The organism is Actinoplanes sp. NPDC048988, from assembly GCF_043197815.1.
Lineage (GTDB): Bacteria > Actinomycetota > Actinomycetes > Mycobacteriales > Micromonosporaceae > Actinoplanes.
Genome location: NZ_JBICTW010000001.1, coordinates 271,734 through 289,030, shown reverse-complemented (window position 1 = coordinate 289,030; position 17,297 = coordinate 271,734). Strand labels below are relative to the sequence as shown.

Below are 17,297 nucleotides of genomic sequence, written 5' to 3'. Positions count from 1 at the left end.
AAGGCTTACGCCAGCGACCACAGCAAGAATCACCGCCCGGAGAGCCCTCACGCTCCCCGGGCGGTCGCGCTTCCGGCCGCGGTACGCCGCCGAGCCGGCTCGACCGCGGGCGGGGCGGGACCCGACCCGCGCGGTCGCGTTCCTGAGAAGATGAGCGCCATGACGATTTCGCTGCCGATCGACGCCGCGGCCAACGAACTGCTCTCCACCGATCCGCTGGCCCTGCTCATCGGCATGACGCTTGATCAGCAGATTCCGCTGGAGAAGGCGTTCACCTCGCCCTGGGTGCTGGCGCAGCGGCTCGGGCACGCGTACACGGCCGAGGAGCTCGCCGGCTACGACCCCGAGGCGCTCATCGCGATCTTCGCCGAGCCGCCGGCGCTGCACCGCTTCCCCAAGGCGATGGCCTTGCGGGTGCAGGAGGTCTGCCGAGCTCTGGTCGAGAGGTACGACGGCGAGGCCGCTAACCTGTGGGCCGGTGTCGAGAACGGCACCGAGCTGCTTGAGCGGATCGCCTCGCTGCCCGGGTTCGGTAAGCAGAAGTCGCAGATCTTCGTCGCGCTGCTCGGCAAGCAGTACGGCGTGCAGCCCGCCGGCTGGCGTGAGGCTGCCGCCGCGTACGGCGCCGAGGGCTCCTTCAAGTCCGTGGCCGACATCGTCGACGCCGAGTCGCTCGGCCGGGTCCGGGCGTACAAGAAGGAAATGAAGGCGGCCGCCAAGGTCAACTGAGAGTGATGCGTCGAAGTACGTCCATTTCTCCTCCCTCATCGACCGTCCGGTGCCAGGATTTCCGGAGGTGAGGAAAGTTCCGCTTCCAGCGGTTTTCCCCGACTCCGGTTGTCCATGACGCGTTTGCGCACGGCAGTTGAAAGAGAGAGGGGAGATCACCCCCATGCCCTTGACGACGAGCTCCGCCAACGGGCGGGCGACCGATCAGGCCCGGGCCGCCCGGCCGGTCTCAACGCCGGCTTCGACCAGACCACCCGCCCGCGGCGGGGACGCTGACCCGAACCGGCGTCAGGCCCGCTCGGTGGCCAAGCAGCAGCAGGCGGCCGAGCGGATCGCCGCCGCCACCGCCGAGATCTCCGCCCAGAACGCCGAGGCCGCGGAGGCCTCGCGGCAGCTCACCGAGTCGATGCAGCAGATCTCGGCCGGTGCCGAGGAGGCGTCGGGCGCGACTCAGCAGAGCCTGGCCGCGATGAACCAGGTCGAGGAGCGGGTCACCCGCCAGGAGCAGACCACCCAGCAGGTCGCTCAGCTCAGTCAGGCGCTGCAGAACCTGCTCAACGAGACCCGGACGGGCATCAACGGCCTGCTGGCGAACGTGGACGGCGCGGCCACCCGGCAGAGCACCTCGGTCGTGACGATCACCGAGCTGGAGAAGCAGGCCGACGAGATCGGCGAGATCGTCAAGACGGTCGCCCACATCGCCGATCAGACGAACCTGCTGGCCCTGAACGCCGCGATCGAGGCGGCGCGGGCCCGCCAGCACGGCAAGGGCTTCGCGGTGGTGGCCGATGAGGTCCGCACCCTGGCCGAGACCAGTGAGCGCAGCGCCCGGCAGATCCGCGATCTCATCGACGAGGTCCGCGAGGGTGTCACCGCGATCGCGTCCGGGGTGCAGCAGTCGGCCGACACGTCCAGGGGTGAGGTGGAGAAGGGCAAGACCATCACCTCGCAGCTGGAGAGCATCCGGGCCGACATGGGCACGATCATGGCCGGCGCGACCGAGATGGCGACCGCGGCCCAGCAGTCGCGGCGCTCCGCGGGGAACGCCAAGAGTCTTTCCGAGCAGATCGCGGCGGCGGCTGAACAGCAGTCCGCCGCGTGTGAGGAGTCTCTGCAGACGGTCGGTCAGCAGACCCAGGCGCTGCGGCAGAGTGAGCAGGCCGCGGAGGAGCTGTCGGAGATCTCCGACGGCTTGCGCAACAGCACCGACGTCAGCAAGAGCGCCGAGGAGGTCGCGGCGGCGGCCGAGGAGTTGTCGGCCGCGGTCGAGGAGATCAACCGGGCCGCTACGCAGATCAATACGGCGATCAACCAGATCAACGTGGGTGCGCGCACGGCGGCCGAGAAGGGCCAGCAGACCGCCGAGGCGGTCAACCAGATCGAGCAGGGCGCCCAGCTCTCCGCGACCCGCGGCGGCACAGCCGTGGAGCGTTCCGACGTCATCCTGTCCTCGCTCGCCGAGAACAAGACGTCGGTCGACTCGATGATCGAGGCGATCGGCAAGGCGGCCCGCGACGGTATGGAGAACGTCCGCCGGGTGAGTGAGCTCGAGCAGATCTCCCGCCGGATCGACAAGATCGTGGATGCCATCGCGAACGTGTCGATCCAGACCAACATGCTGGCGGTCAACGGCTCGGTCGAGTCGGCCCGGGCCGGCGAGTTCGGCAAGGGTTTCGCGGTGGTCTCCACCGACATCCGCAATCTGGCCCGGGACTCCGCCGACAACGCGGACCGGATCAAGGACCTGGTCAAGGCGGTGCAGGACCGGATCGTCGAGGTTCGCAGCGACCTCGAGGAGACCAGCCGGCAGGCGCTGGCCGAGGCTGAGGCGGCCAAGGCCACCACGGCGCGGCTCGAGGAGATCGAGCGCGACATGCAGCAGGTCCGCGCCGGCAACGCCGAGGTCAAGGAGTCGGCTCAACAGATCGCCGACGTGCTCGGCGAGGTGAAGACCGGTCTCGAGCAGATCTCCACGGCGGCCAGCGAGGCCGAGCAGTTGGCCGCGCAGGCGTCGACCGCGGCCCGCGAGCAGGCGCAGGGCGCCGAGGAACTGGCCGCCGCGGTCGAGGAGATCGCCGCCCTGGCCGACGAGTTGCAGAACGTCGGCTCCTAGACAAGGGACGCACTGATGAGCGACGAGGATCTGACGGCCGCCGAGGACACCATCGACGACGACAACGGATACGTCACCTTCGACATGGCCGGGGAGCGGTACGCCATCCCGATGAGCCGGGTCCAGGAGATCATCCGGATGCCGGCCGTGGTGAAGGTGCCGCTCGGCCCGCCCTCGCTCGAGGGGCTGGCCAACCTGCGCGGCCGGGTGCTGCCGGTGGTGAGCCTGCGCCACTGCTGCGAGATGGAGCAAGCGGCCCACGACGAGACCACCCGGGTGATCGTGGTCGACGGCGGCGTGCCGCTGGGCTTCGTGGTCGACCGGGTGGCCAGTGTGATCAGCATCGACCCGGCCGCGATGGAATCGGCGGAGTCGGTGCAGTCGACCGTCCGCTCCGACGTGCTGGTCGGCGTGATCAAGGCGGACGACGGCGACATGACGACGATCCTCGACGTGGACCGTCTGGTGGGCAGCCAGTTCGATCGGCTCGGGGACCGGGTGCCGAGCACCGACAAGGCGGCCGCGGCCCGGCCGATGAACGAGCGCGACGACGAGGGCGACGCCGAGCGGGACGACACGCTCGAGCTGGTCAGCTTCGCCGTGCAGGGCCAGGAGTACGCCCTGCCGATCGATCAGGTGCAGGAGATCGTGCAGGCTCCCGAGTCGGTCAGCCACGTGCCGAACGCGGGGAGCCGCGTCCTCGGCGTGATCGACCTGCGGGGCCGGCTGCTGCCGGTGGTGAGCATGCGGCGCGTGTTCGGGCTGCCGGTCACGCCGCTGGAGCCGCAGAACCGGATCGTCGTCGTCTCGATCGACGGCGGCGTGGTCGGCGTCGTCATGGACACCGTGCGGGAGGTTCTCCGTGTCCCGCACGAGCTGGTGGCCCCGCTGCCGGGGTTCATGGCCGGCGACGGCCGCAAGAGCGAGGTGGAGTCGGTGTGCCGGCTCGAGGACGGCAAGCGCCTGGTCTCGGTCCTGAGTGTCAACCGGATGTTCGACTCCCCGGAGGTACGCAGCGAGATCGCCGAGCACCAGGGGCCTGAGGACGCATCGCAGATGGGCGAGGAGCAGGGCATGGCCGACGACGGTAGGGGCGACGAGGAACTGTTCGTCGTGTTCCGGCTGGACGACGAGGAGTACGCCGTCGATGTCGACACCGTTCAGGAGATCATCCGGGTGCCGGCGGCGCTGATCCGGGTACCGAAGTCGTTCGACTTCGTCGAGGGCCTGGTCAACCTGCGAGGCACGGTGCTGCCGGTGGTCGACCTGCGAACCCGGCTCGGCCTGCCCCGCGGCGAGCGCGACGAGCGGCAGCGCATCGTCGTGCTGATCATCGGCGGGGTGCGTACCGGCTTCATCGTCGACTCGGTGGCCGAGGTGGCCCGGGTCGGCCGGCAGGTGCTGGAGCCGGCCCCGCAGCTCTCGGCCGAGCAGGCCCGGCTGGTGTCGCGGGTGGCCAACCTGCCCGATCAGAAGCGGATGCTGCTGTTGGTGCAGGTCGACCAGCTGCTCGCGGCCGAGCAGGCCGCGGCGCTGGAGGAGGTCGCGCTGGACGAGGTCGCTGTTCCCTGCGACGACCTTGTCTCCGTCTGACGGGAGCGTCCACGTGGCAACCACATCCGTTCTCGTCGTCGACGACTCGGCTCTGATGCGCCGGGCCATCAAGGCCATCCTCGAGGAGGGCGGCTTCGAGGTCCACACCGCCCGCAACGGCGTCGACGCCCTGGAGCAGCTGTCCCGGCTACACCCGGACGTCGTCACGCTCGACATCAACATGCCGGAGATGGACGGCCTGACCTGCCTCGCCAAGATCATGGCGGAGCGCCCCACCCCGGTCGTCATGGTGTCGTCGCTGACCGAGAAGAACGCTTTGATCACTTTCGAGGCGCTCGAGCTGGGCGCGGTCGACTACGTGGCCAAGCCGGGCGGCACGGTGTCGCTGAACATCGACGAGGTCGCGGCCGAGATCGTCAGCAAGGTCCACGCGGCGTCGTCGGCGCGGATCAGCCGGGCCCGGGGCCTCCGCGAGCGGATGAAGGCCGCGCCGGCCCGTACCGCTCCGTCCCGGCCGGGCAAGGCCGGCGAGGTCGACCTGGTGCTGATCGGATCCTCGACCGGGGGCCCCAACCTGCTCGCCGAGCTGCTGCCGGAGTTGCCGGCCACGCTGGGCGCGCCGGTGATCGTGGCCCAGCACATCCCGGCGTCGTTCACCGCCACCCTCGCGCGGCGGCTGGACGAATTGTGCGCCCTGCGCGTGCACGAGGTCGACCGGATCATGAACGTGCAGCGCGGCAACATCTACCTCGGCAAGGGCAGCAACGACGTGGTCGTCGCCCGGCGCACGGACGGCCTGATCGTCAAGAGCGTGCCGGCCGGCGCCGAGTACCGCTGGCACCCCAGCGTCGACCGGCTGGTCAACTCGGCCCGGCGGCACGTGCCGGACGAGCGCCTGGTGTGCACCCTGCTGACCGGCATGGGCGACGACGGCGCGGCCGAAATGGGCGCGGTGCGGGCCGGTGGCGGCCGCACGATCGCCGAGTCCGAGGAGACGGCCGTGGTCTGGGGCATGCCGGGCGAGTTGCACCGGCGGGGCGGCGCCACCGTCACCCTGCCGTCATACGAGATCGCGGAGCGTCTCGCCGACTGGGTCCGCTGAGAGACGAACAGAGGGGGAAACACCGTGGGACTCGTCCGCCGCAACGCGCCACCGCCCGAGGAGACGGCCGCGCCGCCGTCCATCGACACCCTGATGAGCCAGCTCGACGACCCGGACCCGGACTGCCGCCGGGAAGCGGCGCTCGGGCTCGGTGGTGTCGACGAGGCCGTGCCCGCGCTGCTCAGCCGGGTTGCCGGCGAGGACGAGCCGGCGGTGCGCGACGCGATGCTCACCACCCTGGCTGCGCACGACACGGCGGCCGTGGCTGAGGGGCTCGCCGTCCATCTGGCCACCGACGACGCCGGTCTGCGCACCGCTGCGGCCGAGGCGCTGGCCACCATGCCGGTCGCGGTGCCGGCGATCGTCCCGCGCCTGCTCGCCGACCCCGACCACGACGTGCGGGTGATGACCGCGATGGTCCTCGCCGACCTGCCGCATCCCGGCTCACAGACGTGGCTGGCCCAGATGATCGCCGAGGACGAGCACCCGAACGTGGTCACCGCGGCCATCGACGCCCTGCTTCCGTCGCTCGGCCCGGAGCACCACGACCTGCTTCGTGCCGCCGTGGACCGGTTCCCGGGGGACCCGTTCCTGCGGTTCACGGTCGAGGCGGCCTTGCGATGACGAGTGCGGCCACGGCCGGAGCCGGGCTCAGCGACGCGGAGTTCGAAAAGTTCCGCGAGTACTTCTACAAGCGCACCGGCATCCAGTTCACCTCGGCCAAGCGCTACTTCGTGGACAAGCGCATCGACGCCTGCATCCGGGGCTCGAAGTTCGACACGTTCACGTCCTGGTTCGCCGCTCTGCGCCTGAGTGACCGGTCCGACCTGCTCCAGGAGCTGATCAACCAGCTCACCGTCAACGAGACGTACTTCCTGCGCGAGGACTACCAGTTCGACTCCATGCTCCGGACGGTGCTGCCGGCGGTGCTCGAGGCGCGGGGTGGCGTGAACCGGATCGTCGGGCCGGTCAAGATTCTCTCCCTGCCCTGCTCGACCGGCGAGGAGCCGTACTCGATCGCCCTGCGGCTGCTGGAGGAGTGGCCCCCGATCGACCGGATCGACGTGGAGATTCACGGGGCCGACATCGACAGCGATGTGCTGTCGAAGGCGGGGCACGCCAGCTACGGCGAGCGGTCGCTGCAGCGCGTGCCGAAGAAGTGGCGGGACAAGTACTTCAGCCCGGTCGGCGGGGGCCGGTTCCAGCTCGACGAGGGCATCCGGGGCGCCGTCACGCTGCATCAGGTCAACGTGTGCGACACGAACACGATGCGGGCGTTCCGCGATTTCGACGTGGTCTTCTGCCGCAACGTGCTGATCTATTTCGACGAGCTGTCCAGCCGGCGGGCGGCCGAGAACCTGTACGGCGCCATGCGGCCCGGCGGTTACCTGTTCCTCGGCCACTCGGAGTCGATGAGCCGCATCTCGCCGATCTTCACGCCGACCCGCCTGCCGGAGGGCATCGTCTACCAACGACCGACCGGAGCCAACCGATGACAGAGACCCCAGTGAAGGTGCTGGTCGTCGACGACGCCGCCACGGTGCGGCTGTATCACACCAGCCTGCTGTCCGAGGCCGGCTTCCACGTCGAGGAGGCCGCGAACGGCCTGGAGGCGGTCGAGTCGGCCCTCACCACCGCGTACGACCTGTTCGTGGTCGACGTCAACATGCCGAAGATGGACGGGTACTCCTGCGTCGAGACGCTGCGCTCGGAAACGGTCGGAACGCCCGCGCCGGTCCTGATGATCAGCACCGAGGACCGGCCCGGCGACGCGGACCGGGCCTACGCGGCGGGCGCGAACCTGTACATGGTCAAGCCGGTCTCCGCCGAGCGTCTGGTCCGGGTGGCCCGGATGCTCACCGCCGGATCGGGCATTGCGGCATGAACCCGCTGCTCGCCCAGTTCCTGGCCGAGGCGGCCGACCTGCTGACCCAGGTCGACGAGGGCCTGCTGCAGCTCGAGCGTGACCCGGGCGACCCGGAGCTGGTCAACGAGGTGTTCCGGGCCGCCCACACGTTCAAGGGCTCGTCCGGTCTGTTCGACTTCCCCGAGCTGACCCGGCTCACGCACGCGGCCGAAGACCTTCTCGACGCCGTACGCGGCGGCCGGCTCAACCTCGACTCGGGCATGACCGACGACCTGCTGGCCGCGTTCGACCTGATCCGCGGCTGGCTGGCCCACGTCACCCAGCACGAGCGGCTGCCCGCCAGCGCCGGCGCCGACGCGGCGGTCCTGATCACCAAGCTGCGCGGCCCGCTCGGCGGCGACGCCACCACCCCGGTGGCCGAGAAGGCGCCGGTGGTCCACGTGATCGCCCCGCCGCCGGAGTGGCTACGGCACTTCGACACCGAGTGGCTGGACGAGACCGCGACCTGGCTGGCCACCACGGCCTCGACCTTGCGCTTCGCCCGCTACGCACCCGACGAGGGCTGCTTCTTCCGCGCCGAGGACCCGGTGCACCTGATCAGCCAGGTGCCCGCCCTGGCCAAGATGGCCGTGGTGCCGCCGGACGAGTGGCCCACGCCGGAGGGCTACGACGAGTACACCTGCCTGATCGGCTTCGTACTGGCCGCCCGGGCCGCGCACGGCGAGCTCGACTATCTGTTCCGCTATGTGCCCGATCAGGTCGAGGTGGTCGAGCTCGACGGGGACGCGCTGCGCCGGTTCCTCAACGGTGAGGTGGCCGAACCGGCGCCGGCCTCGACGGCCGAGGCGGAACCGGCCGCCGCCGAGGCGCAGGACCCGGCGCTGGTCCACGACGCGTACGCGCTGCTGACGGCGGCCCAGAGCTCGTTGCGGACCGAGGGTATCGGCGGAGCCCGGCTGGCCTCGATCGCCCACTCGGTCTCCGCCGCCGCGGCCGCCCTGGGCGAGATCACCGAGCTGGCCGACCTGAACGCCGAACAGCTCACCGAGACGGTCAACCGGCTGCTCGGGTCGACCCCACCGCCGCCACCTCCGCCCGCGCCGATCGAGCGGCCGGTGCCGGAGGAGCGGATCGACCGCGGCCGCGCCGACGACCCCGGCGGCCAGGTCGGTACCAAGATCCTCAAGGTCGATCAGGAGAAGGTCGACCACCTGATGGAGCTGGTCGGTGAGCTCAACGTGGCCAAGAACGGCCTGACCTTCCTGGCCGACTCGGCCGAGGAGGAGTTCGGCAGCCGGGTGCTCGGCCGCCGCATCAAGGACCAGTACTCCGGTCTGCACCGGATCGCCGAGGAGCTCCAGGCCTCGGTGATGGACATCCGGATGCTGCCGCTGTCGGTCGCCTTCTCCCGCTTCCCCCGGCTCGTCCGCGACCTCAGCCGCCGGCTCGGCAAGAACATCGAGCTGGTCATGGAGGGCGAGGACACGATGGCCGACAAGGACGTCATCGAGGCCCTGGGCGACCCCCTCGTGCACCTCGTGCGCAACAGCCTCGATCACGGCATCGAGCTGCCCGACGAGCGGACCGCGGCCGGCAAGCCGGCGCAGGCGCGGATCACTCTGAGCGCGGTCGCCGACGGCGACGCGGTGGTCGTGGAGATCGCCGACGACGGGCGTGGCATCAATCCCATGAAGGTCAAGCGCAAGGCGTACGAGAAGGGCCTGATCTCAGAGGAAGAGCTCGAGTCCATGGGTGACGCGGAGGCCGTCGAGCTGGTCTTCCGCGCCGGATTCTCCACCGCCGACCAGGTTTCGGATCTCTCCGGACGGGGAGTCGGCATGGACGCCGTACGGGCCAGCGTGGAGAAGCTCGGCGGCACCGTCACGATGAAGTCGGAGTTCGGCACGGGCAGCGTGACCCGGCTGCGGCTGCCGCTGTCGATGGCGGTCACCCAGGTGATGGTGGTCAGCGTGGCCGGGCAGCGGTTCGGCATCCCGGTCGACCTGGTGGTCGAGACGGTCCGGGTGCCCGGCGGCGAGATCGGCCGGGTGCTGCACCAGGACGTGGTCGTGCTGCGGGGCGAGGTGGTCCCGGTGATCGACCTGGCCCGGGCCTTGCAGATGCCGTGGACGCCGGACGAGACCGCCGATCGGCGCATCCTCATCGTCAGCCTGCAGGGTCAGCGGGTCGGCCTGCTGGTCGAACAGTTCCATCGCGAGGTCGACGTGATCCTCAAGCCGATGGAGGGCCTGCTCGCGTACGCGGACGAGTTCTCCGGCACGGCGCTGCTCGGCGACGGGCTGGTGCTGTTGGTGCTGAACATGAAGGAGGTGCTGGGTCTTGCCGCTCGAGCTCAATGAGACGACCGCGACCCTGAGCGACGTGGTGACCGTCGACGAGGTGGAGCCGCTGGTGGCCTGGCTGCGCGCCACCCCGAAGGCGAAGGTCAACCTGCGCCGTTGCAACCATCTGCACACCGGCGCGCTCCAGGCTCTGCTGCTTTTCCAACCGAAGATTAGCTCGGCACCAGCGAACGCCTTCCTGGCGGAGCAGGTGCTGCCACTGCTCGCGGGGAGCGGTGGCGCAACCAGCCGACCAGAAAGTGAACCTCCATGACCACAGTGATGCTCGTCGACGACTCCGCCACCATGCTCATGAGCCTGAAGTCCATCCTGACCAAGGCCGGGTACTCCGTCGAGACCGCCGGTCACGGCAAGGAGGCGCTCGACAAGCTGGCCAAGGGCGTAAAGCCCAACCTGATCATCAGCGACGTCAACATGCCGCAGATGGACGGGATCACCTTCGTCCGGGAGGCCCGCAAGGCCCCGGGCATGCGTTTCACCCCGATGCTCATGCTGACCACGGAGTCCGAGCAGACCAAGCGCAACGAGGCGAAGTCCGCGGGCGCCACCGGCTGGCTGGTCAAGCCGGTCGCCCCCGAGCAGCTCCTCGGTGTGATCAAGCAGGTCGTCCCGGGCGCGTGAGTTGAGCCCTTTCCCTGGAGGTTTCGATGGCCGGCCTACTCCGCCGTCAGGCGGTGCCGTCCACGCCGGAAGGACCGAGCGTGCGGGCTGATGTCATTGCCGGATCGCTGCGGCCCGTCCCCGAGTTCTGCGAGATCGTCGACGCTCATCTGAACGACGTGATCGAGCAGACCGGTGAGGCCGCGGAGGCGATCGTCACGCAGATGCTGAAGATCGACTCGCTGGCCGAGGTGATGTCGGGCGACGTGTCCCGGCTGGCTGGCACCCTGGGCCGCACCGAGGACCAGCTGCTGCAGGCGAGTTCGTCCAACGAGCAGCTCGTCGACCGGCTGATCCGCTACTTCCTCTATCGGGACGAGCAGGTGCGGGCCCTGGTCGACGAGATGCGCGGCCTCAAGAAGCACGTGACCCAGATCGAGGAGGTCAGCCGGGCGACGAACATCCTGGCCCTGAACGCCATGATCGAGGCGGTCCGGGCCGGCGACGCCGGCGAGGGCTTCTCGGTCGTGGCGGACGAGGTACGCAAGCTGGCCACCCGGTCGTCCCAGGCGGCCAACGGGATCGGCACGATGATCGCCGACCTCACGGCCCGGCTCGACGCGGTGCTCACCGACGACAGCAACTTCGACGAGAACGTCCCGACTGACCTGGGGGCCGACGACACGGCGATGACCCGGCGCCTCAGCGGCATCGCCGACGCCCAGCGGGAGATGTCGGAGATGGTGTCGGGCATCCTGCACGACACCGTGGACGCCGCCCACCAGGTGCAGCAGAGCTCGGACGCCCTCATCTCCGAGACCACCGGCGCCGTCGGGCACGTCCAGTTCCAGGACATCAGCCGGCAGATGCTGGAACACGTCGCCGATGCCGTGAGCCAGGTCAAACGCCAGGTCGAGGACACCATCGGGTACGCCGAGGGCGGCGTGCCGGCCGACGCGCTGATCGAGCGGACGATCTCGGCCGAGGATCTGCGAAACCGGCACGTCATGGCCCGGCAACGTGTTACGCACGGTGACAAGGCCGGCGTCGCTGCGGCCGCGGACGACACCCCGTTGATCGAACTCTTCTAGGACGGATTATGGCGCCGAACACCGAGCGGCCGACCGAGGCCGACGCTCTGCGGGCCCTGGCTGAGCTCGTCGGAACCCAGACCGCGACCGGGATGTGGGACCTCTCGGTCCGCGCGCTCGGCCTGCACCGCCCGGTCGAGTCGATCGCCGACCTGCGCCGGGTGGCCGAACACATGATGGTCACGGGCGATCTGGTGCGGGTGGCCGGCCGGTCGCTGAAGGTCCGTGCCATCACCTACGACGCACTATCACCGGCAGGAGGACAGCCATGATGCTTCTCGAAGAGCGGCCGCGCGTCGCGATACCCACGGTCGATCGTCTCCTCGACGTGGCTCACCTCGGCCTCGACCGCGAGCAGCCGCGTACCTACCTCCAGGAGATCGTCGACCAGCTCGCCGACCGCGTCGGCGCGCCGTTCGCCCTGATCGACGTGCTCCTGGACGGCGCTCAGGTGTTCCTGGCCGCGCACGGGCCGGTGCCGGCCTGGATCGCCCAGGCCGGCGGCACCCCGATCGAATGGGCGTTCTGCCGTCCGTTCCTGACCGACCGCCGGCCCCGTTTCGTGCGCGACCTGGCGACCGACCCGATGTGGCGGGACAACCCGCTGGTGACTGTCGAGGGCGCACGGTCGTACATCGGCGTGCCGTTGATCTCGCACCGGGGACACGTCATGGGCGGACTGTGCGCGGTGGACCTGGCCCCGCGCGATTTTCCGGCGGAATCGATCGCGACGATGGAGCGACTGGCGGTCGAGGTTATCGACCGTCTTGAATCGGAGGTCGGCACCGGTTCTTGACCGGAGTCCCTGGGCGGCGGGCGGCGATCGGTGCCATGATGGGGGGTCGATCGGAGACCCCATCGTGAAGAAACAGCCGGTTCTGATCACCGACGCCGCTCCCAGCCCCGACGAGCAGTACCGCAGCCGCCAAGTCCGTTACGTCAGCATGATGACCGTCCGGGCACTGTGCCTGATCGTCGGTGCGATCCTGGTCAGCATCCGCCCGCCCCTGCTCGGCCTCTGGCTGGTCCTGTGCGCGGCCGGCATGGTCTTCCTGCCCTGGGCGGCCGTGCTCATCGCCAACGACCGCCCGGCCAAGACCAAGGCCGAGCGGGCCGCCTCCGCCCTGGCCGAGAAACAGCAGGCGACCCTGCCCCGGCACACCACCGAGGACGTCGAATATCTGACCATCGACCTCGAGCCCACCGACTGGGCTCCGGGCGAGACCCGTCAGGGGGAGAAAGGCTGACGGGGACGAGCCCCGATCTGGCCCACGGCCTCGGCCCCCAGCTCGGCGCCGGCCGTCAGCGACGCCTCCGGCGCCGCGCCGGAACACCAGGCCGCGAGCAGACCGGCGGCGAAGGCGTCCCCGGCTCCGGTCGGATCTTTCATGTGGCGTACGCGCCGGGGCGTCACCGACCACACCTGACCGTCCCGGGACGCCCAGGTGGCCCCGGCGCCGCCCCGCTTCACGACCGCGTGCCGCGCGTGCGCGGTCAGCCGCCGCGCCTGCTCGGCCGCCGGGCCGGGCCCGGCCAGCACGTCCGCCTCGTCCGCGTTGCAGAGCAGCACGTCGACGTCGCGTACCCAAGCCAGAAAAGCGGAAGCACCCACCGAGCGCAACGGCGCCGCCGAGGCCGCGTCGACGCTCGTCGTCATGCCGGCGGCCGCCTCCAGGGCGGCCAGACCGGCCGGCCGTGACCCGTCGTGCAGCAGCGGATAGCCCGAAAGATGCAGGTGGGAGGCGCCCACCAGGGCGGCTCGCACGTCGTCCGGGTCGAGCAGCAGCGCGGCGCCCCGATCGGTGATCATCGTCCGCTCGTGCGGGCCGGCCAGCACCACGACACTGCCGGTGACCGCGCCCGGGTGGGCCCGCACCGCGCACCGCACCCCGGCCGCCGTCAGCTCGGCCACCCGCTCGCGCCCGGCGAGATCGTCACCGACCGCCGCGACCAGGGTCACCTCGTGCCCGGCGTGGGCCAGCCAGGCCGCCGTGTTGGCGGCCTGACCGCCACCGCCGACGGTGATCGCCGCGTCGGTGTCGGAGCCGGGCTCGATCGGCCCGGCATGAGCCACCAGCACATCGGTGACGAGATCACCGACGACGACGATGCCGCTCACGCCGCGGTGAATCCCAGCGGCGCCGGCGTCGCGGCGGTCGCAACGGCGATCTTGGCGGCCAGCTCGGCGTTGCGCAGGATGATCCGCACGTTGACGGCCAGGCTCTGGCCCTCGGTGCTCTCGTGGAAATGCCCCAGCAGGAACGGGGTGACCGCCTTGCCGGTGATGTGGTCGCGGGCCAGCAGCTCCAGGCCCTCGGCCAGGGTGCGGTCGTGCAGCTCGGTGTCCAGCTGCTCGTCGGTCGGCAGCGGGTTGGCCAGAATCAGCGCGCCGGCCCCGACGCCCTGGTCGGACCGGGCCCGGATGACGTCGGCGACCTGCTCGGGGGAGTCGAGCTGCCAGTCGATGTCGAAGCCGCCGTCGGTGATGAAGAAGCCCGGGAACCGCTTGGTCCGGTATCCGGCCACCGCGACGCCGAGGGTCTCCAGGCGCTCCAGCGTGGCGCCCACGTCGAGGATCGACTTCACGCCGGCGCAGACCACGACGATCGGGGTCTGCGACAGGGTGGTCAGGTCGGCCGACTCGTCGAACGTGACGTTCGCCTCGCGGTGCACGCCGCCGAGCCCGCCCGTGGCGAACACGCCGATGCCCGCGGCGGCGGCGACCGCGCTGGTCGCGGCGACCGTGGTGGCGCCGTCGGCCCGGGTCGCGGCGGCCACGGCCAGGTCGCGTACCGACAGCTTGGCCACGCCCTGGGCCAGCGCCAGGTGCTCGATCTGGGCGTCGTCCAGGCCGACGATCAGCTCGCCGCCGATCATGCCGATGGTGGCGGGTACGGCGCCCTGGTCACGCACGGTCTGCTCGATCTCGCGGGCCACACGGAGGTTGTCCGGGTGCGGCAGTCCGTGCGAGATGATGGTGCTCTCCAGCGCGACCACCGGCCGGCCGTCCCGGCGGGCACGGGTCACGTGCTCGCCGTATCGAATCGCGAAGTCAGTCACGCCACCTACCGTACGGCTTTGATCATTGGACCGGCCCCGAGGTAGCTGTCACACTTGCGGGTTGGAGCTTTGTTCTCGCCGCCGAGGCCGGGGGGACCGGCGGCGACACAACCGAAGGGCAGATTTCACGTGAGCACTCAGATCCTGGAGCGTCCGGAGACCAAGGACGCCGACACCGGGCCGGAGATGTTCCATTACGTCCGTAAAGAGAAGATCGCCGAGAGTGCCGTGATGGGCACGTTCGTGGTGGCGCTGTGCGGCGAGAAGTTCCCGGTGACCAAGTCGCCGAAGCCCGGCTCGCCGGTGTGCCCCCAGTGCAAGGAGATCTACGAAGCGATGACTCGCTGAACAAGGGCATGCTCGGCGCCGACCTGATCGGCGTCGCGGTCTTCGCGGCGTCCGGCGCGTCGGCCGGGGTGATCAAGCGGCTCGACCTGTTCGGTGTCGCATTCGTCGGCTTCATCGCCGCGCTGGGTGGCGGCATCGTGCGCGATCTGGTCATCGGCGCGGTACCGCCGCTGGCGTTCGCCGACTGGCGGTACGCGGTGACCGCGGTGGTCACCTCCCTCGCCGTGTTCTGGTTCCACCCGCAGCTGTCCAAGCTGCGCCGGCCCGTCCTCGTGCTGGACGCGGCCGGACTCGGCCTGTTCACCGTGACCGGCACGCTGAAGGCGCTCGACGCCGGCGTGCCGGCCGTCGGCTCCTGCCTGATCGGCATGCTCACCGCCATCGGCGGCGGACTCGCCCGCGACATGCTGATGGGTGAGGTCCCGGTCGTCCTGCGGCGGGACATCTATGCCGTGGTGGCCCTGGCCGGCGCGATTATTGTCACGATCCTCCGCGGGCTTTCCCTGGATTCCGTCTGGGCGCTGGCCGCGACCGCCCTGTTCATCACTGGTGTCCGGCTCGTCGCGCTGTACCGCCGCTGGTCGGCTCCGGTCGCTGCGCCGTAACCGCCACCGGGTGCCGTCCGCGGCTATGCTGGTTGCCGCCTCCGGCTCTCACGACCGGGGGTTCGTTGTTGTTACGAGGGGACCGTTCGAGCTTTGAGCCCGCCACTGCCGAAACTGGAAACCTTCCCTGACCTGCGTGACTGGCAGCGCAAGGCCCTGGTGACGTACCTGCGTCGCCGCAGCGACGACTTCATGGCGGTGGCCACGCCGGGCGCCGGAAAGACCACGTTCGCCCTGCGGATCGCCGCCGAACTGCTGGCCGACGGCACGGTCGAGGCGGTCACCGTGGTCTGCCCGACCGAACACCTGAAGGCCCAGTGGGCGTCGGCCGCGGCTCGGGTCGGCATCCAGCTCGACCACCAGTTCCGCAACTCCGAGATCCACTCCTCGGCCGACTTCCACGGCGCGGTCCTCACCTACGCCCAGGTCGGCATGGCCCCGGCCGTCCACCGCCGGCGCACCATGACCCGGCAGACCCTGGTCATCCTCGACGAGATCCACCACGCCGGTGACTCCCGCAGCTGGGGCGACGGCGTCAAAGCCGCTTTCGAGCCGGCCGTACGCCGTCTGATGCTCACCGGGACGCCGTTCCGCTCCGACGAGAACCCGATCCCGTTCGTCCAGTACGAGCGCGGCGACGACGGGCTCCAGCGGTCCCGGGCCGACTCCGTCTACGGCTACGCCGACGCGCTCAAGGACCGGGTCGTGCGCCCGGTGCTGTTCATGGCGTACTCGGGAGAGACCCGCTGGCGCACCAACGCGGGCGACGAGCTGGCGGCCCGCCTCGGCGAGCCGATGACCAAAGACCTGATCGCCCAGGCCTGGCGTACGGCCCTCGACCACCGCGGCGACTGGATGCCCCAGGTGCTGCGCGCGGCCGACGCCCGCCTCACCAAACTGCGCGAACACGGCATGGCCGACGCCGGCGGCCTGATCATCGCCAGCGACCAGCAGACCGCCCGGGCGTACGCAAAACTCATCGGCGAGATCAGCGGCGAGCAGGCCACGGTGGTCCTCTCCGACGACGAGGGAGCCTCCGGCCGCATCGCGACGTTCGCGGCGTCGGAGCAGCGCTGGATGGTCGCGGTCCGGATGGTGTCCGAGGGCGTCGACATCCCCCGCCTGGCGGTGGGGGTCTACGCGACGAGCGCGTCCACGCCGCTCTACTTCGCGCAGGCCATCGGCCGCTTCGTGCGGGCCCGCCGCCCCGGCGAGACGGCGACGGTGTTCCTGCCGAGCGTGCCCCACCTGCTCGGCCTGGCCAGCGAGATGGAAGCGCAGCGCGACCACATCCTGGGCGCCCGCAAGGAGAAGGACGGCCTCGACGACGACCTGCTCGAGCGGGCCCAGCGCGAGGAGAACGCGGAAGGCGAGCTGGAGAAGCAGTTCGAGGCGCTGGGCGCCACGGCCGAACTGGACCAGGTCATCTACGACGGCGCGTCGTTCGGCATGGGCGCACAGACGGGCACGGCGGAAGAGGCGGACTACCTGGGCCTGCCCGGCTTGCTGACCCCCGACGAGGTGTCGATGCTGCTGAACAAGCGGCAGTCGGAACAGATGGCGGCCCGCCAGCGCGTCGAAAAGCAGAAGGCGGCAGAACCGGTACCGGCCCAGCGCGAGGCCCCACCGGCGATGACGGCCGGCGAGCGCCGCAACAGCCTCCGCCGCCAGCTGAACACCCTGGTCGCCGCCCACCACCACCGCACCAACCTCCCGCACGGCAAGATTCACGCCGAGCTCCGCCGCCTGTGCGGCGGCCCGCCCAGCGCCCAGGCCACGATCGAACAGCTCGAGGAGCGCATCGCCACGATCCAGACCCTCTGAGTGTTAAGTCCTCTTGACGTCAAGAGGACTTAACACGAGAA

General features: G+C 70.3%; 19 protein-coding genes. 17 read left to right on the top strand and 2 right to left on the bottom strand.

Going from position 1 to position 17,297, the window contains the following annotated elements; translation table 11 throughout:
* Nucleotides 1-159 precede the first annotated feature (159 nt).
* The 14 genes from ACGFJ7_RS01430 (at nt 160) to ACGFJ7_RS01365 (ending at nt 12,666) form a co-directional block, all read left to right on the top strand.
* Nucleotides 160-729, top strand: coding sequence for an HhH-GPD-type base excision DNA repair protein (locus ACGFJ7_RS01430; RefSeq protein WP_360241611.1), 570 nt, complete (start codon nt 160-162; stop codon nt 727-729).
* A 163-nt stretch (nt 730-892) separates the two neighbouring features.
* Nucleotides 893-2,842 carry a methyl-accepting chemotaxis protein gene (locus ACGFJ7_RS01425; protein WP_360241608.1) on the top strand — a complete coding sequence of 650 codons (1,950 nt, stop codon included), beginning with the start codon at nt 893-895 and terminating at the stop codon, nt 2,840-2,842.
* Between the two features lie 15 nt (nt 2,843-2,857).
* Nucleotides 2,858-4,435 carry a chemotaxis protein CheW gene (locus ACGFJ7_RS01420; protein ID WP_360241605.1) on the top strand — a complete coding sequence of 526 codons (1,578 nt, stop codon included), beginning with the start codon at nt 2,858-2,860 and terminating at the stop codon, nt 4,433-4,435.
* A gap of 13 nt (nt 4,436-4,448) precedes the next feature.
* The gene (gene cheB, locus ACGFJ7_RS01415; protein ID WP_360241602.1) at nt 4,449-5,498 is read left to right on the top strand and encodes a chemotaxis-specific protein-glutamate methyltransferase CheB; all 1,050 of its coding nucleotides are present in this window, start codon (nt 4,449-4,451) and stop codon (nt 5,496-5,498) included.
* Between the two features lie 24 nt (nt 5,499-5,522).
* Nucleotides 5,523-6,122: a HEAT repeat domain-containing protein gene (locus tag ACGFJ7_RS01410; RefSeq protein ID WP_360241599.1), complete on the top strand. Its 600-nt coding sequence runs from the start codon at nt 5,523-5,525 to the stop codon at nt 6,120-6,122.
* On the top strand, nt 6,119-6,994 hold the full coding sequence (locus tag ACGFJ7_RS01405; protein WP_360241596.1) for a protein-glutamate O-methyltransferase CheR: 876 nt from the start codon (nt 6,119-6,121) through the stop codon (nt 6,992-6,994). The genes ACGFJ7_RS01410 and ACGFJ7_RS01405 overlap by 4 nt, the downstream gene beginning before the upstream one ends.
* Complete coding sequence (locus ACGFJ7_RS01400; protein ID WP_360241593.1) at nt 6,991-7,383, top strand: response regulator; 393 nt, start codon at nt 6,991-6,993, stop codon at nt 7,381-7,383. Before ACGFJ7_RS01405 ends, ACGFJ7_RS01400 begins: the two co-directional genes overlap by 4 nt.
* Nucleotides 7,380-9,725, top strand: a complete 2,346-nt coding sequence (locus tag ACGFJ7_RS01395; RefSeq protein WP_360241590.1) for a chemotaxis protein CheA — start codon at nt 7,380-7,382, stop codon at nt 9,723-9,725. The genes ACGFJ7_RS01400 and ACGFJ7_RS01395 overlap by 4 nt, the downstream gene beginning before the upstream one ends.
* Nucleotides 9,706-9,981 (top strand): hypothetical protein, encoded by a 276-nt coding sequence (locus ACGFJ7_RS01390; protein ID WP_360241587.1) that lies wholly within the window; start codon nt 9,706-9,708, stop codon nt 9,979-9,981. The genes ACGFJ7_RS01395 and ACGFJ7_RS01390 overlap by 20 nt, the downstream gene beginning before the upstream one ends.
* A complete protein-coding gene (locus ACGFJ7_RS01385) occupies nt 9,978-10,349 on the top strand; it encodes a response regulator (protein WP_360241584.1) in 372 nt (123 codons plus the stop codon). The genes ACGFJ7_RS01390 and ACGFJ7_RS01385 overlap by 4 nt, the downstream gene beginning before the upstream one ends.
* 80 nt (nt 10,350-10,429) lie before the next feature.
* The gene (locus ACGFJ7_RS01380; RefSeq protein ID WP_392640138.1) at nt 10,430-11,419 is read left to right on the top strand and encodes a methyl-accepting chemotaxis protein; all 990 of its coding nucleotides are present in this window, start codon (nt 10,430-10,432) and stop codon (nt 11,417-11,419) included.
* An 8-nt stretch (nt 11,420-11,427) separates the two neighbouring features.
* A complete protein-coding gene (locus ACGFJ7_RS01375) occupies nt 11,428-11,691 on the top strand; it encodes a hypothetical protein (RefSeq protein WP_392640136.1) in 264 nt (87 codons plus the stop codon).
* A complete protein-coding gene (locus tag ACGFJ7_RS01370; RefSeq protein WP_360241575.1) occupies nt 11,688-12,215 on the top strand; it encodes a GAF domain-containing protein in 528 nt (175 codons plus the stop codon). Before ACGFJ7_RS01375 ends, ACGFJ7_RS01370 begins: the two co-directional genes overlap by 4 nt.
* A 64-nt stretch (nt 12,216-12,279) precedes the next feature.
* Nucleotides 12,280-12,666: a DUF3099 domain-containing protein gene (locus ACGFJ7_RS01365; protein WP_360241572.1), complete on the top strand. Its 387-nt coding sequence runs from the start codon at nt 12,280-12,282 to the stop codon at nt 12,664-12,666.
* Here ACGFJ7_RS01365 and ACGFJ7_RS01360 read toward each other — a convergent pair.
* On the bottom strand, nt 12,648-13,529 hold the full coding sequence (locus ACGFJ7_RS01360; RefSeq protein WP_392641264.1) for a carbohydrate kinase family protein: 882 nt from the start codon (nt 13,527-13,529) through the stop codon (nt 12,648-12,650). The two genes, ACGFJ7_RS01365 and ACGFJ7_RS01360, sit on opposite strands and share 19 nt — an antisense overlap.
* Before the next feature lie 5 nt (nt 13,530-13,534).
* Complete coding sequence (locus ACGFJ7_RS01355) at nt 13,535-14,479, bottom strand: pseudouridine-5'-phosphate glycosidase (RefSeq protein WP_360241566.1); 945 nt, start codon at nt 14,477-14,479, stop codon at nt 13,535-13,537.
* 129 nt (nt 14,480-14,608) lie between these two features.
* Here ACGFJ7_RS01355 and ACGFJ7_RS01350 point away from each other — a divergent pair, with 129 nt between their 5' ends.
* The 3 genes from ACGFJ7_RS01350 to ACGFJ7_RS01340 all read left to right on the top strand — a co-directional run bounded on the left by ACGFJ7_RS01350 (nt 14,609) and on the right by ACGFJ7_RS01340 (nt 17,256).
* Nucleotides 14,609-14,827: a DUF3039 domain-containing protein gene (locus ACGFJ7_RS01350; RefSeq protein WP_097318628.1), complete on the top strand. Its 219-nt coding sequence runs from the start codon at nt 14,609-14,611 to the stop codon at nt 14,825-14,827.
* Between the two features lie 8 nt (nt 14,828-14,835).
* Nucleotides 14,836-15,432 carry a trimeric intracellular cation channel family protein gene (locus ACGFJ7_RS01345; protein WP_392640132.1) on the top strand — a complete coding sequence of 199 codons (597 nt, stop codon included), beginning with the start codon at nt 14,836-14,838 and terminating at the stop codon, nt 15,430-15,432.
* 93 nt (nt 15,433-15,525) lie between these two features.
* Nucleotides 15,526-17,256, top strand: a complete 1,731-nt coding sequence (locus ACGFJ7_RS01340; protein ID WP_360241559.1) for a DEAD/DEAH box helicase — start codon at nt 15,526-15,528, stop codon at nt 17,254-17,256.
* Nucleotides 17,257-17,297 lie beyond the last annotated feature (41 nt).

What these genes read in the sequence shown, in the direction of transcription:
- ACGFJ7_RS01405 (WP_360241596.1), top strand. Translation starts at nt 6,119, where the DNA reads ATGACGAGTGCGGCCACGGCCGGAGCCGGGCTCAGCGACGCGGAGTTC.
- ACGFJ7_RS01425 (WP_360241608.1), top strand. Translation starts at nt 893, where the DNA reads ATGCCCTTGACGACGAGCTCCGCCAACGGGCGGGCGACCGATCAGGCC.
- ACGFJ7_RS01395 (WP_360241590.1), top strand. Translation starts at nt 7,380, where the DNA reads ATGAACCCGCTGCTCGCCCAGTTCCTGGCCGAGGCGGCCGACCTGCTG.
- ACGFJ7_RS01420 (WP_360241605.1), top strand. Translation starts at nt 2,858, where the DNA reads ATGAGCGACGAGGATCTGACGGCCGCCGAGGACACCATCGACGACGAC.
- ACGFJ7_RS01375 (WP_392640136.1), top strand. Translation starts at nt 11,428, where the DNA reads ATGGCGCCGAACACCGAGCGGCCGACCGAGGCCGACGCTCTGCGGGCC.
- ACGFJ7_RS01370 (WP_360241575.1), top strand. Translation starts at nt 11,688, where the DNA reads ATGATGCTTCTCGAAGAGCGGCCGCGCGTCGCGATACCCACGGTCGAT.
- ACGFJ7_RS01430 (WP_360241611.1), top strand. Translation starts at nt 160, where the DNA reads ATGACGATTTCGCTGCCGATCGACGCCGCGGCCAACGAACTGCTCTCC.
- ACGFJ7_RS01345 (WP_392640132.1), top strand. Translation starts at nt 14,836, where the DNA reads ATGCTCGGCGCCGACCTGATCGGCGTCGCGGTCTTCGCGGCGTCCGGC.
- ACGFJ7_RS01400 (WP_360241593.1), top strand. Translation starts at nt 6,991, where the DNA reads ATGACAGAGACCCCAGTGAAGGTGCTGGTCGTCGACGACGCCGCCACG.
- ACGFJ7_RS01385 (WP_360241584.1), top strand. Translation starts at nt 9,978, where the DNA reads ATGACCACAGTGATGCTCGTCGACGACTCCGCCACCATGCTCATGAGC.